The following is a 12708-nucleotide window of genomic DNA, read 5'->3' on the forward strand; positions in this document are numbered from 1 at the left end:
AGAGAATAGAGACATGCCCGAACTGGTCGTGCTCGCCGAGCAGCTGCTGGCGCCCGTCCCCGGCGGGACCGGCCGCTACACCGGCGAACTGCTGCGGGCGCTCGCCGAGACCGCGCCGCCCGGCTGGACGGTGTCGAGCGTGGTCGCGCGGCACGGCGACATCGAGGCCGCGGTCGTCGAAGGTGTCGAAGGGCCGCGAGTCCTGCCGATCCCGCCGCGAGCGCTGATCGCCGCCTGGCAGCTGGGGCTGCCGTGGTGGCCGGGCGGCGACGCGGTCCACGCGCCGACGCCGCTCGCGCCCGCGCGCGTGCCGAAGGGGCGGACGCTGTCGGTCGCGGTGCACGACACCGTGCCGTGGACGCATCCCGAGACGCTGACCCCGCGCGGCGTCGCGTGGCACAAGGCTGTGATCGCGCGGGCCGCGTCGCGGGCGACCGCGCTGACGGTGCCCACGCAAGCGATTGCGGACGAGCTCACCGCGCTGGTGCCGGTCTCCGTACCGGTGCGCGTGATCCCGCACGGCGTCCGGCCGCATGCCGAGTTCGCCGAGGTCACGGTGCCGGAGCGGTATGTGCTCGCGATCGGGACGATCGAGCCGCGCAAGGGCATCGACTTGCTGATCGACGCCGCAGGCCGGATCGGGGTGCCGCTGGTGCTGGCCGGTCAGCCGGGCTGGGGCGGGATCGACCCGGTGGCGCTGGCGCGCGAGCACGGCGCCGACGTCCGGCTGCTGGGGAAGGTGAGCGACGCGGAACTGGCGTTCGTGCTGCGGGGCGCGTCGGTGCTGGCGATGCCGAGCCGGGCGGAGGGGTTCGGGCTGCCGCTGATCGAGGCGATGGCGGCAGGGGTGCCGGTGGTGCACTCGGACGTCCCGGCACTGGTGGAGGTGGCCGGGGGAGCGGCCGTCACCGTCCCGGTGGGTGAGGCGCAAGCGCTTGCCGACGCGCTGCGAGGCGTACTAGACCATCCGGAGCAGGCGGCAGCGTTGCGTGACAGCGGTCTCAGCCGTTCGAGTGAGTTCACCTGGCAGCGTGCCGCTTCCGCCGTTTGGGGCCTTCACCAGCGCGATCAGTTTGTCGGTTCCCGACCACTGAGCTAGTGCGCGGTCGTACCCTCCTAGGGTGACCGATGACCCTCGCGTGCTGATCGACGCGACCGCCGTCCCCGCGGACAGGGGCGGCGTCGGTCGTTACGTGGATTCTCTGGTCGCGGCGCTGGACGAGGACGGCGCGCGGATCACCGTCGTCTGCCAGCCGCGGGACGCGGTGCTGTACGACCGGCTGGCGCCCGGCGCGCGGATCGTGCCCACCTCGCCGTCGACGTCGACCAGGACCGCCAGGCTGACCTGGGAGCAGGCGACCCTGCCCCGGCTGGTCCGCCGCCTCGCCGCCGACGTCGTCCACTCGCCGCACTACACGATGCCGCTGGCCAGCCCGGCCGCTTCGGTGGTGACGCTGCACGACGCGACCTTCTTCACCGACGCGGTGTTGCACTCTTCGGTGAAGGCGCGCTTCTTCCGCGCCTGGACCGCGACGGCGCTTCGCCGGGCGACGCTGTGCGTCGTGCCCAGCATCGCGACGGCGGCCGAACTGGAGCGCGTCGGCCAGGTGCGGACGGCCGAACTGGAGATCATCCACCACGGCGTCGAACCGGACCGGTTCCATCCGCCTTCGCCCGCCGAGGTCGAGGCCGCGCGTCAGGCCGTCGGACTCGGGAAGACGCCGTACGTCGCCTTCCTCGGCGCGCTCGAACCGCGCAAGAACGTACCCGCGCTGATCCGCGGCTTCGCGCGCGCCGTGCTCGGCAGGCCGAACCCGCCGGCGCTGGTGCTGGCCGGACAGCCGGGCTGGGACTCGCAGGTCGAACGCGCGCTGGACGCCGTGCCGCACCGGCTGCGGGTGATCCGGGCCGGATACCTGCCGTTCGACACGCTCGCCGGGTTCCTCGGCGGCTCGGAACTGGTCGCTTACCCCAGCCTCGGCGAGGGTTTCGGGCTGCCGGTGCTGGAGGCGATGGCGTGCGGGGCGAGCGTGCTCACGACCCGGCGGCTTTCGCTGCCGGAGGTCGGCGGGGACGCGGTCGCCTATTGCGGTGTCGGTGCCGGTGATGTCGCGGCGGCGATCTCGGAGCTGCTCGACGCTCCCGCGCGGCGGGCAGAGCTGGCCGAAGCCGCGCAGCTGCGGGCGAAGGAGTTCTCGTGGGCGACGACCGCGGAGCGGCACAGGGAGGCCTACGCGAAGGCTTGGCACCGGCATGCGCAGCGGCGGGCGGGCTGAAGGTTCGGCCTCGTAAGCGGTAGCCGTTGTCGGCGGGTGGGGTATGCTTGGTGCGCGAGGTCCCGGTGGGGCCGAGTATGAAAGCCCGTGACGCGTCCGGACGGTCGTCTCACGGGCTTTTCGCTATTCAAAGCTTGGTGATCGAATCGATGAGCCGACTCGCTACTACGGCGCCAATCACCGCTTGCGCCGAAACACCATCCCACCGCGTCGGAAATCCACAGCAGTGGTTCAGCGGTCGAGTTCAGATGTTCATAGGTGAGCTCGGTTTTGGACGGGCGGTAGCCGAGGGCTCGCTGGAGTGTCCTGCGGTCGTGGACATCGCGATGGTCCCGCGAATCGAGAACCAGCCGATGAGCATTCCTGGCGAGCAAGTCGGTGACAGCGTGTTCAAGGCATTTCTGCCTGCGACGAGGTTCCTTCTCCTTCTTGAAATGCAGCTCTCGCCCGCCGGGCAGCAGCAACGAACTCAGCTCTCGTCGCGAGGGTGCGAGCTGAGCTGGGGCGACCAGCGTCATGCACAGGAGGTATCGCTGATCTCGCACTGATTCGTCGATGAAGGCGTGCACGGGCATCGGTCCATTCTGCCCGCCGGCGACTGCGGAAAGGAGTTGGATGTGCACGCTCTGTTGCGAGCAGGCAAATCGCGTTGGTGGGGTGGGGGCTTTGCCCGCGTTAGATGCGGGTACGGGCCGCTATCGCCTCCGGCGTCGGGGGTGGGGCGCGAGTCGCGTTCGGTGACGGGTGGACAATGGCCGCGTGACTGAGCACCCCAGCTACGGCGACGGGATCGCCGTCGTGACCGTGACGTACTTCCCCGGCGAGACCCTCGAGAAGTTCCTCGACACGCTCGAGAAGGCGACGGACCGGGACGTCCAGGTCGTCGTCGCCGACAACGACTCCACGGACGGCGCTCCGGAGAAGGCCGCCCGCCGGGAGAACGTCAAGCTGCTCAGCATCGGCGAGAACGTCGGTTACGGCACGGCCGCCAACCGCGGTGTCGCGGAGCTCGACGACAGCTACGGCTGGGTCGTCGTGGTGAACCCGGACCTCGAATGGGAGCCCGGTTCGCTCGACGCGCTGCTGGAGGTCGCCGAGCGCTGGCCGCGCGGTGGCGCGTTCGGCCCGCTCATCCACGACCTCGACGGTACGGTCTACCCGTCGGCCCGGCTGCTGCCGTCGTTCGGCCGCGGGATCGGGCACGCGGCGTTCGGCAAGATCTGGCCGGGCAACCCGTGGACGCGGCAGTACCGCCAGGAGACCGGCACCCCGGTCGAGCGCACGGCGGGCTGGCTTTCCGGGTCCTGCCAGCTGATCCGCCGCGAGGCCTTCGACTCGGTCGACGGCTTCGACACGCGCTACTTCATGTACTTCGAGGACGTCGACCTCGGCGATCGGCTGTCGCGCGCGGGCTGGCTGAACGTGTACGCGCCTTCGTCCAGTGTCATGCACATCGGCGGGCACTCGACTTCGCAGGCTTCGGAGAAGATGCTGCGCGCGCACCACGTCAGCGCGTACCGCTACCTCGCGGACCGTCACCGAGGCCTCCTGTGGAAGCCGGTCATGCTCGCGGTGAAGGCGGGACTCGCGCTGCGGCTCAAGCTCGAAACGCGCAAGAAGTAGCCGTTCCGGCCACCGGAACTCGCGCGACTCGGCTCCCCGCCGTCGTTACCGTCGGTGCATGGACTTCGCCGAACTGGACACCTGGCTGACCGAACGTGCCGGGGAGGACCGCTTTTCCGGGGTCGTGCTGATCCGTCGCGGCGACGAGACGCTCTTCGAACGCGGATACGGCCTGGCCAGCCGCCGCTGGTCGGTGCCGAACGCGCCGGACGTCCGGTACGACACCGCGTCGATCACCAAGGTCGTCACTTCCATCGCCGCGCTGCGCCTGGTCGACGAGGGACGGCTGGACCTCGACCGCCCGATCGGCGAGATCATCGACCTCGGCGGCACGGCGATCGCGACCGGGGCGACGACACGGCAACTGCTCACGCACACGTCCGGGATCGCCGACGACGCGGACGAGGAAGCGGGCGAAAGTTACGAGGCGCTGTGGGTCGACAAGCCGGTGTATTCAGTGGTGGACACGCGTGACCACTTGCCCAATTTCGCTTACCGGGCAGCGAATTTCGCGCCTGGGGAGGGCTGCCGGTACTGCAATTCGGGCTACATCCTCGCCGGGCTGGTGATCGAGGAGATCACCGGTACGCCGTATCGCGACCACGTCCGGGAGACCGTGCTCGATCGCGCGGGGATGGCCGATTCGGGGTTCTTCGACCGGCGTGATCCGCAGCCGAAGGTCGCCGAAGGCTGGGACCCGATCTTCGAGGGCGAGCGGATCACCGGCTGGAAGCAGAACATCTTCAGCTACCCGCCGATCGGTTCACCCGATGGTGGTGCGTACTGCACCGTCGGCGACCTCGTCCGGCTGCTGCGGGCGATCCGTGAAGAACGGCTTCTGAGCCCTGAGCGCACGAAGGAGCTCCTCACGCCGCAGGTGCTTCACAGCCGTGGCGTCTGGTACGGCTTCGGCCTCGAATTCGTCCTGGACCAGGACGGTTCGGTGCGGAACTACTACAAGGACGGCGGGAACGCCGGCGTCTGCTCGCTCATACGGCACTATCCGGCGGAGGGGCTGGACGTCGCGATGCTGTCCAACGCCACGTACGGCGGGGGTGCGGCGATCAAGGAGATCGATCGGGTGATCGGGGCCGCCTGAGATGGGTGCCGCTCGTGCTATGAAAGGTCCTTTCCTTGCCAAATTTGCAAGGAAAGGACCTTTCATAGCACGCGTGAGCGGCTAGATGCCGTCCAGACGGCGCGAGAGGTTCGAACGCCCTGAAGGGTTCTGCTTCACCGTCGGGACCAGGCCGCCGATCTCGTTCTCGGCGGTCTCCGGCTCCGGCTGCTCGATCAGGGGACTCTGCACCGGCGCGGCGGGCGGCCGCCGGGTGAGCGGGGTCGTCGCGTGCGGCAAGGGCCTTGTCGGCTGGGTGCCGGGACGGCGAGGGTACGGCTGCGGCTGTGTCGAGCCTTCGCCGCGCACAGGCGGCAGGTCCAGCCTCGTCGTCGGTTCGGGTCCGGCCAGCGGATGGTCGTTCTCCGCGATCAGCGAAGCCGGTAGCTGGGTGGTCGTGTCCGGGTCCGATGACCGGTCGATCTCGGCGACCACCGATCGGGGGATCTGCTGGGTGTTCGCGGAGTCCATCGGAGACGTCGCGTTGTCCGGTGTCACGACGAAGGCTCCACGCGCGCTGGCGCGTGCGAGCAAGGCGTCCGCCCGAGCACGGGGGTCCATTCCCCTAGGCCTCCCGACTGACCTGGGGCCCTCTGGGTTCAGGGCCGACTGTGTGTTGTCTAGGGTAGGCCCTAGGAGCGGCCGCCGTCAGCAGACCCGCAAACGTCGTCCGACAAAGTTGGCCGGCCGGAGGAACTCAGGCTTCCATGTCCGACAGGATCCGGGTGCTGGAATCGGCCTTGTCCGTGCCGCCGATGCCGTAGATCATCGAGATCCTGTTGCGGGCGCCCGCCTCGACCTCGTCGGCCGGGAGCTCGTCGACGTTACGCCGATCCCCGCCGTTGCAGAACTCGAGCTCCGTGTCCGGGTACGCCGCGCGGATCAGGTCGAACGACTCGTTGATGCCCGGCCCCTGCTCGACGGCGACGTACACGTCGTCGACGATGCGCAGCGCGCGGACGATCCGGGCGCGGACGTCCTCGACCTGGATCACCCTGCCCTTCTTGAGGACCTGCTGGTGATCGTTGTTGACGATGACGATCAGGTAACCGGACCTGGCCTGCGCGGACTCGAACAGGTCGAGATGGCCCTGGTGGAGCGGGTTGAAGTACCCACTGACGATCGAGGCCTTCGCCGGTCGCGATGTCATCGTCGGTGTCCTCCGTCGGCTTACGGTTGAGGGGCATCAGCTTAGCGTCGGCGGCGCCGTGCGCCGGACGGCCCGCGTAACCCTAGCCGAGTGCCGGGTAGTTTCCGTGTGTGCGATTCCGCCCCGGCTTCGAGCTCGACCTGGACACGGTACTGGGTCCGTTGAGCCGTGGGTCGCGTTCGCCCAACGTCGTCCGCACCGAGGGCGGGGTCACCTGGCTGGCCGCGAACACCGAGGACGGCGCGGGCACGCTCGCGTTGCTGCGGCGCCCGGACGGCGAGGTCGAGGCGGAGGCCTGGGGCCCCGGCGCGGACAGGCTGCTCGAAGGCGTCCCGGCCATGCTGGGCGCGCACGACGACGACTCCGAGTTCGTCGCGCACCACGACGTCATCGCGTCGGCGCGGCGCCTGAATCCGGGATTGCGCCTCGGCTCGACCGGCCGGGTGTGGGACGCGCTGGTGCTGGCCGTGCTGGAACAGAAGGTGACCAGCGCGGAGGCGCTGCGGTCGTGGAGCGAACTGTGCCGCTGGTTCGGGGAACAGGCGCCGGGGCCGGGGCCGTCACGGCTGCGCGTGCCGCCGACGCCGGTCGCCATCCGATCCATTGTGGACTGGAAATGGCATCGCGCCGGGGTGGACCTGAAACGGCGGACGACGCTGATCACCGCGGCCCGCGTCGCGCCCCGGCTGGAGAAAGCCGTCGAACTGAAGGGTGTCGAAGGCCGGGCGTGGCTGCGGAAGGTGCCCGGAATCGGTGTGTGGACCGCGGCGGAGATCGCGCAGCGCGCCTGGGGTGACCCGGACGCGGTGAGCTTCGGCGACTACAACATCCCGTCGATGGTCGGGCACGCGCTCGTCGGCACGAAACTCGACGACGCCGGGATGTCCGAGGTGCTGGCGCCGTATTCGCCGCAGCGGCAGCGCGCGGTGCGATATCTGTCGACGGCCGGATTCCGCCGCCCGAGGTTCGGGCCGAAGATCGAACTCCGCGACTACCGCGCGATGTGATCGCGGATCAGCTGCCCCAGCCCTGCGGCGGATAGGTCTGCTGCTGGCTCGGGTACTGCGGCGGCTGCTGCGGGTACTGGTGGTGGGGCAGCGCGGGCGGCTGCTTGGTGTTCGACTTCACCAGGAAGAAGACGCCGACCCCGATCCCGGCCAGGACCAGGGCACCGACCATGAATACCAAAAGGAAGACCATGCCGCGAGACTAGCCGGAAGCCCCGTCACCAGCCCGGCGGCGGCGGCTGCTGCGGCGGCTGGCCGGGGTACTGCTGCGGCGGGTACGGCCCCTGGGGACCGCCCTGCGGATATTGCGGCGGATACGGCTGCTGCGGGTACTGGGGCGGGTACGGCGGCGGCTTCGGTTTGTTGAGCGTCTTGATCAGGAAGTAGATCCCGAACCCGACGCCCACGAGCACCGCCAGGATGACCACCAGCTGAATGATTCCGATCCCCATAACGGCAGACCCCCTTCGTTCGTCCCAGCGGAGGGTAGATCAGCCCAGTGCCGCGTCGATGATCGCCTTGGCCTCGTCCTTGCCGAGCCCCAGTTTCCTGGTCAGCGCGGCGTAGTCGGCGGCCGCCTGCCGCGCCCGCTCGCGGGTCTCGTCGCCGACGGCGCTGACGAACGTCCCCGCCCGCCCGCGGGTCTCGATCAGGCCCGCTTCCTCGAGTTCGCGGTAGGCCTTGGCGACTGTGTTCGGGGCGATGCCGAGGTCTTCGGCGAGTTTCCGCACGGTCGGGAGTTTCGCCCCGACGGGCAGCGTGCCGTCGTTGATTTGCGCCGCGTAGGCGGTGCGGACCTGCTCGAAGGGCGGGATCGAGGAGTTCGGGTCGACTCGGACCATGCGGGCTGACTCTCTACTGGCGGGGCGGGATCACCTGGGTGCGGTCGCCGCCGGGGACGACCTGGGTGGCGTCACCCGAGCCGCCGGGCACCACCTGCGTCCGGTCACCGCCACCCGCGGGCGAGACGACCTGGGTGCGGTCGGCGCCGGCGTCCGCCCGCTGCTGCGGGGAAACGACCTGCGTGCGGTCCGCGCCGGCGTCGATCGGCGGCCCGGCCTGCGGGGGAGGCGGCGGGAAACCGGGTGCGGGCATCGGCGGCTGCGACGCGAACGGGTTGGGCACCGGGGCACCGGGCGGCGGCGCGAAACCCGCCGGGGCGCCGGGCTGCGGTGCGAAACCCGCGTGGGCCGGGGCCGGAGGCGGCGGGAAGCCGGGCGCCTGGCCGTAACCGGGCGGAGGCGGCGGCGGGAAACCGGGCTGCTGCTGCCAGTTGCCTTGCGGGGCGTGGCCACCGGCGGGCGGGGGCGGCGGCGGGAAGCCCGGGGCAGGGCCGCCACCGCCGAAGTTCGGGTTCTGCGGGAAGGACATCGGCGGCTTCTTCGCCTGGTTGACCTTCACGATGATCACCACGATCACGATGATGATAATGATGATCGCCAGGATCAGCAGGACCCAACCGGCGCCGTCGCCGTCACCGCTGCTGTGGACCCGGACCCGGTCCAGGTATGGCGTCAGCGTCGTCAACATCATTCCCCCTTGAACGTCAGGCGACACCCTAACCGCCCGACGCCGCGGGGAGTGCGGCTTCCACCAGTTCCGCGAGATCTTCCGACCCTTTCGGCAGGGAATTCACCGGCCACCATTGAAGATCGTCCGATTCGTCGCTTTGGACCGGTTGTGCGCCGCGGGGTGCGCGCACCACGAAACGCACGTCGAAATGCCGGGTCGGCACGCCGAGCGAGCAGGTGATCGGGTGGACGTCGAGATGCACCGGAGCCGGATCGATCACCAGGTCCTCGATGCCGGATTCCTCGCGTGCCTCGCGAAGGGCGGCGTCCGCGAGCGTCGCGTCGCCCGGTTCGCAGTGCCCGCCGAGCTGCAGCCAGCGGCCGACCCGCGGATGCAGGGTGAGCAACACGTTCTCCGCGTCGGCGTCGAGAAGGACGGCCGACGCGGTGATGTGCCCGGCCGCGCATTCGCGGCGGCAGACGTCGTCGCGGGCGGCGAGGAAGCCGAGATAGGCCTGGCGCAAGGATTCCTGAGCGGCGCCCACCGGTCGCCAACCGGTCAAAGTGGACACAACGTCAGCATGCAGGGTCACAGTTCGAGAAGTCCTTCACCGGGTTCGACGGGACCGCGTGCGGGCGGCAGGGCGGCGGGATGGCCGATCGCGACCGCGCCGAGCGGCTCCCAGCGCGCGTCGAGGCCGAGGACCTCGCGCACGAGATCCGCGGCGAAGATGGTCGACCCGATCCAGCAGGAGCCGAGGTCTTCGGCGGCGAGCGCGACCAGCAGGCCCTGCACCGCCGCACCACCGGCGACGGTGAACATCGTGTGCTCACAAGCGTTTCGCCGGTCGTCGGGGTAGGTGTGCGCGCCCTCGGCGACGAGGAACGGCACCACGACTTCAGGCGCGTTGTACAGGATGTCGCCGCGGCTGAGGCGTTTCGCGACCTGCTCGGCGGTGAAGTCGTCGCCTTCGAGATCGGCCTGCCACGACGCCTTCATCGCGTCGAGAAGCTTGTGGCGCAAGCCTTCTTCGCGCAGCCACACGAACCGGACCGGCTTCGTGTGGTGCGGCGCGGGCGCGGTCAGCGCCGTCCCGACCGCGCGGCGAAGCACCTCGGGATCGACAGGCTCGTCGGTGAACGACCGGATCGAACGCCGCGCGAGCACCGCTTCCCGGCGGCCCTGCGCGAGCGCTTCGTTGGTACCGAGGCGGAACAAGTCCTCCTCGATCGGCCGGACCAGCTTGCGGGCCGACGAACCGTCGTCGGACAGCCGCAGGCCGCGCACCACGGCGACCGGCGTCCCGCCGAGCTTGCCCTTGACCAGGTCCGCCGCGGCGGCGAGTTCGTCGGCGATCGCCACCTCGGTGACCGCGAGTTCGTTGCCCTGGCTGTCGATCTCGCCCGCGTACGAATGCAGCACCCGCAGGCCGGACGCGCCGATCGCGGCGTCGGTCTGCCCGACCCGCCACGCGCGGCCCATGGTGTCGGTGACCACGACAGCGACCTCGACGCCCATCCGTTCGCGCAGCCCGTTCCGCAGCGCGAGCGCGGAGGCGTCCGGATCGGTCGGCAGCAGCGCGACCTCGCCGGAGGCCACGTTCGACGCGTCCACCCCGGACGCGGCCTGCACGATGCCCAGCTTGTTCTCGGTGATCACCGTCCGGTTGATCCGCGCGATCACGCGGACGGACTCGTCCTCGACGAGCTTGCGCCGGGCGGCGTCGCGCTCTTCGGGATCGGCCGGGACGCGGATGAGCATGCCCTCGGCCTTGGAGACGATCTTGCTCGTCACGACCAGGACGTCGCCCGAGCGCAGCCACGGGACGGCCGTGACGATCGCGCCGGTCAGGTCGTCGCCGGGCCGGAACTCCGGCAGGCCGTCGACGGGCAGGATCTCGATCTTCGCGGAAGCGTGGTCAGGCAGTTTCTTTTCGGGCAAGGAAAACTCCGGCTGATCCTTGTCAGGCACCAGAAACTCCCACGAGATCGAAAGCCGCGCGCACCATCGCCGCGGTCGCGTCCACATCGGACATCAGCAGGGGGACGTCGCGGACGGCGACACCCGGCACGTCGACGGTCTCGCCCTCGGAGACCAGCCAGCCGTCGAGTACGCCTTCCGGGGACTCCTTGCGGGAGCCGTAATGCCGTCCGACGGCCTCGGCCGAGGTCTCGACACCGATCGCGCTCAGGCAGGCGTCGGCCATGCCGCGCAACGCCTTCCCGCCGATGATCGGCGAGACACCGACGACCTTGGCGCGCGTCTTCCGCAGCGCGTCACGGATTCCCGGGACACCGAGGGTGGTGCCCACCGAGACCACCGGATTGGACGGCGCGAACAGCACGATGTCGGCGCCCGCGATCGCTTCGAGCACGCCCGGCGCAGGCTTGGCCTCGTCGGCGCCGACGGCGACGATCGAATGCGCCTTCGGCTCGGCGCGGTAGCGCACCCACCACTCCTGGAAGTGGATCGCCTTGCGCTGGTCCGGATCTTCCGGATCGTCGATCACGACATGCGTTTCGACCCGGTCGTCCGACATCGGCAGCAGGCGCACCCCCGGCTGCCAGCGATCGCACAGCGCTTCGGTGACCTGCGAGAGCGGATAACCCGCGCGCAGCATCCGCGAACGGATCAGATGCGTCGCGATGTCCTTGTCGCCCAAGCCGAACCAGGTCGGCTCGGCGCCGTACTCGGCGAGTTCCTCCTTGACCGTCCAGGTCTCGCCGGAGTGACCCCATCCGCGTTCCTTGTCGATCCCCCCGCCGAGGGTGTACATGCAGGTGTCCAGGTCCGGGCAGATGCGCAGACCGTGCATCCACACGTCGTCCCCGGTGTTCACCAGCGCGGTCACCTCGTGCGGCGATTCCGGTGCGGAACCGATCGCGGGCAGACCCAGTGCTTGCTTGACCCCCAGCAGGAAGCGGGCTCCGCCCACTCCGCCGACCAAAATGACGACCTTCACGACGGGCGATCCTCGCACGCGCCGGGACCCGGGGCCCAGTAGCGGTACCTGTGGTGCTCCGTACAGCCCAGGTTCTCGTACAGCTTCAGCGCGCCGGAGTTCGCCACGGCGACCTGCAGCACGACTCCCGTGGCGCCCTGGGCGGCCGCCCAGGCGCTCGCCGCGTTCATCAAGCCGCGGGCCAGCCCCCGCCGCCGGAACTCCGCCCGGACCTCCAGCCTGCCGATGTGCAGCCACTCGCCGACGATCGCGCCGCGCACCGCCGCGGCCGTGACGCCGTCGAGCTCCACGACCCCGAAACCGACCTTGCCGGTGCTGAGGACATGCCGTGGTGCCTCCGCCGGCTCCGCGCTGCCCGTCGTCATTTCCCACCATCCGGACGTCGGTTCGTCGAGAATCACCGCTCCCGCCGAGCTCCCGTGTGAGAGCGGCCCGGTCAGCACCGAAACCTCGTGCGCGGGCTTGTGTTCCACATACTGGACCCAGCCGGACGCGGCGATCGCGTCTTCCGCGGACGTGTTCTGGATCACCTGAACGACCGGCGGGATGGCATGATGGTGGGCGAAGTCACAGACCGCCAGCAGGGCGTCTGGCAGCGGTTTTCCCGGGTCACCGATCGCCAGCGTGCTGTTGGCCCGGGCGGTGAACCCGTCCGCCCAGCGTGGCCTCCAGTCGCCGATCCTGCCCTCCAGCAGGGGCGTCCAGGCCTGGCTGCAGGTGAGTTCGAGCATTTCCGCACTGTTCACGGTTAGATTGTGCCAAGGAAGGCAGTGGAGGGACCCCGATGAGCATCGCGCGCAAGGACGACAGGCACAACGAAGACCTGGTCCGCGAAATCTCAGACGGCTTCAACCGGGCGTTGGGCGCGGAAAAGGTCGTCGAAGAGAAGGAAACGGAAGCGGCGAAGCCCGCCGCGCCGAAGTTCGTCATCACTGGGGACAGCAGGTCCACTCCGCCGCCGCGCCGTAAGGACCGCTGAAAGCCCATACCCGGAGTACGGATAAGGGTGGCCTAAGCGGGCCCTTCGCGCCCGTGGGCGCGTAATGTCCGTTGCAGACTGG

Annotated in this window: 17 protein-coding genes; 7 read left to right on the plus strand and 10 right to left on the minus strand. The window is 69.9% G+C overall.

Translation table 11 applies throughout. The features are described from left to right. Positions 1 to 13: 13 nt before the first annotated feature. The 5 genes from ACFOSH_RS21520 (at position 14) to ACFOSH_RS21540 (ending at position 4998) form a co-directional block, all read left to right on the plus strand. Entirely contained in the window at positions 14 to 1099 is a 1086-nt protein-coding gene (locus ACFOSH_RS21520) for a glycosyltransferase family 4 protein (RefSeq protein WP_378240813.1), read from the plus strand. Between the two features lie 40 nt (positions 1100 to 1139). Continuing rightward, positions 1140 to 2276, plus strand: a complete 1137-nt coding sequence (locus ACFOSH_RS21525; RefSeq protein WP_378240867.1) for a glycosyltransferase family 4 protein — start codon at positions 1140 to 1142, stop codon at positions 2274 to 2276. A 314-nt stretch (positions 2277 to 2590) separates the two neighbouring features. Further along, positions 2591 to 2824, plus strand: a complete 234-nt coding sequence (locus tag ACFOSH_RS21530) for a hypothetical protein (protein ID WP_378240814.1) — start codon at positions 2591 to 2593, stop codon at positions 2822 to 2824. 211 nt (positions 2825 to 3035) lie between these two features. Beyond that, a complete protein-coding gene (locus tag ACFOSH_RS21535; RefSeq protein WP_378240815.1) occupies positions 3036 to 3899 on the plus strand; it encodes a glycosyltransferase family 2 protein in 864 nt (287 codons plus the stop codon). Between the two features lie 58 nt (positions 3900 to 3957). Next, positions 3958 to 4998 (plus strand): serine hydrolase domain-containing protein, encoded by a 1041-nt coding sequence (locus ACFOSH_RS21540; RefSeq protein ID WP_378240816.1) that lies wholly within the window; start codon positions 3958 to 3960, stop codon positions 4996 to 4998. Between the two features lie 81 nt (positions 4999 to 5079). Here ACFOSH_RS21540 and ACFOSH_RS21545 read toward each other — a convergent pair whose 3' ends face one another. Both ACFOSH_RS21545 and ACFOSH_RS21550 read right to left on the minus strand, forming a co-directional pair. Next, a complete protein-coding gene (locus ACFOSH_RS21545; RefSeq protein WP_378240817.1) occupies positions 5080 to 5577 on the minus strand; it encodes a hypothetical protein in 498 nt (165 codons plus the stop codon). Between the two features lie 136 nt (positions 5578 to 5713). Beyond that, a complete protein-coding gene (locus ACFOSH_RS21550; RefSeq protein ID WP_378240818.1) occupies positions 5714 to 6166 on the minus strand; it encodes an adenylyltransferase/cytidyltransferase family protein in 453 nt (150 codons plus the stop codon). Between the two features lie 110 nt (positions 6167 to 6276). Here ACFOSH_RS21550 and ACFOSH_RS21555 point away from each other — a divergent pair, with 110 nt between their 5' ends. Then, on the plus strand, positions 6277 to 7173 hold the full coding sequence (locus ACFOSH_RS21555) for a DNA-3-methyladenine glycosylase family protein (RefSeq protein WP_378240819.1): 897 nt from the start codon (positions 6277 to 6279) through the stop codon (positions 7171 to 7173). A gap of 7 nt (positions 7174 to 7180) precedes the next feature. Here the strand turns inward: ACFOSH_RS21555 and ACFOSH_RS21560 are convergent, their stop codons facing one another. Genes ACFOSH_RS21560 through ACFOSH_RS21595 form a run of 8 tightly spaced genes read right to left on the minus strand, consistent with a single transcriptional unit; the run spans position 7181 to position 12378 of the window. Next, positions 7181 to 7366, minus strand: coding sequence for a hypothetical protein (locus ACFOSH_RS21560; protein ID WP_378240820.1), 186 nt, complete (start codon positions 7364 to 7366; stop codon positions 7181 to 7183). Positions 7367 to 7391: 25 nt separating this feature from the next. Next, positions 7392 to 7625 (minus strand): hypothetical protein, encoded by a 234-nt coding sequence (locus ACFOSH_RS21565; protein ID WP_378240821.1) that lies wholly within the window; start codon positions 7623 to 7625, stop codon positions 7392 to 7394. A 39-nt stretch (positions 7626 to 7664) separates the two neighbouring features. Then, positions 7665 to 8015, minus strand: coding sequence for a GntR family transcriptional regulator (locus ACFOSH_RS21570; RefSeq protein ID WP_378240822.1), 351 nt, complete (start codon positions 8013 to 8015; stop codon positions 7665 to 7667). A gap of 13 nt (positions 8016 to 8028) precedes the next feature. Continuing rightward, positions 8029 to 8703 carry a hypothetical protein gene (locus ACFOSH_RS21575; protein ID WP_378240823.1) on the minus strand — a complete coding sequence of 225 codons (675 nt, stop codon included), beginning with the start codon at positions 8701 to 8703 and terminating at the stop codon, positions 8029 to 8031. Positions 8704 to 8731: 28 nt separating this feature from the next. Beyond that, positions 8732 to 9277, minus strand: coding sequence for an NUDIX hydrolase (locus tag ACFOSH_RS21580; RefSeq protein WP_378240824.1), 546 nt, complete (start codon positions 9275 to 9277; stop codon positions 8732 to 8734). After that, positions 9274 to 10611: a coenzyme F420-0:L-glutamate ligase gene (locus tag ACFOSH_RS21585; RefSeq protein ID WP_378240868.1), complete on the minus strand. Its 1338-nt coding sequence runs from the start codon at positions 10609 to 10611 to the stop codon at positions 9274 to 9276. The genes ACFOSH_RS21580 and ACFOSH_RS21585 overlap by 4 nt, the downstream gene beginning before the upstream one ends. Positions 10612 to 10648: 37 nt before the next feature. Beyond that, positions 10649 to 11647, minus strand: a complete 999-nt coding sequence (gene cofD / locus ACFOSH_RS21590) for a 2-phospho-L-lactate transferase (RefSeq protein WP_378240825.1) — start codon at positions 11645 to 11647, stop codon at positions 10649 to 10651. Further along, positions 11644 to 12378, minus strand: a complete 735-nt coding sequence (locus ACFOSH_RS21595) for a GNAT family N-acetyltransferase (protein WP_378240869.1) — start codon at positions 12376 to 12378, stop codon at positions 11644 to 11646. The genes cofD and ACFOSH_RS21595 overlap by 4 nt, the downstream gene beginning before the upstream one ends. Positions 12379 to 12431: 53 nt before the next feature. On the opposite strand from ACFOSH_RS21595, the gene ACFOSH_RS21600 reads away from it, so the two are divergent. Continuing rightward, a complete protein-coding gene (locus ACFOSH_RS21600; protein WP_378240826.1) occupies positions 12432 to 12626 on the plus strand; it encodes a hypothetical protein in 195 nt (64 codons plus the stop codon). Positions 12627 to 12708 lie beyond the last annotated feature (82 nt).

The sequence above is a fragment of the Amycolatopsis speibonae genome (genome assembly GCF_042647925.1).
Classification (GTDB): domain Bacteria; phylum Actinomycetota; class Actinomycetes; order Mycobacteriales; family Pseudonocardiaceae; genus Amycolatopsis; species Amycolatopsis speibonae.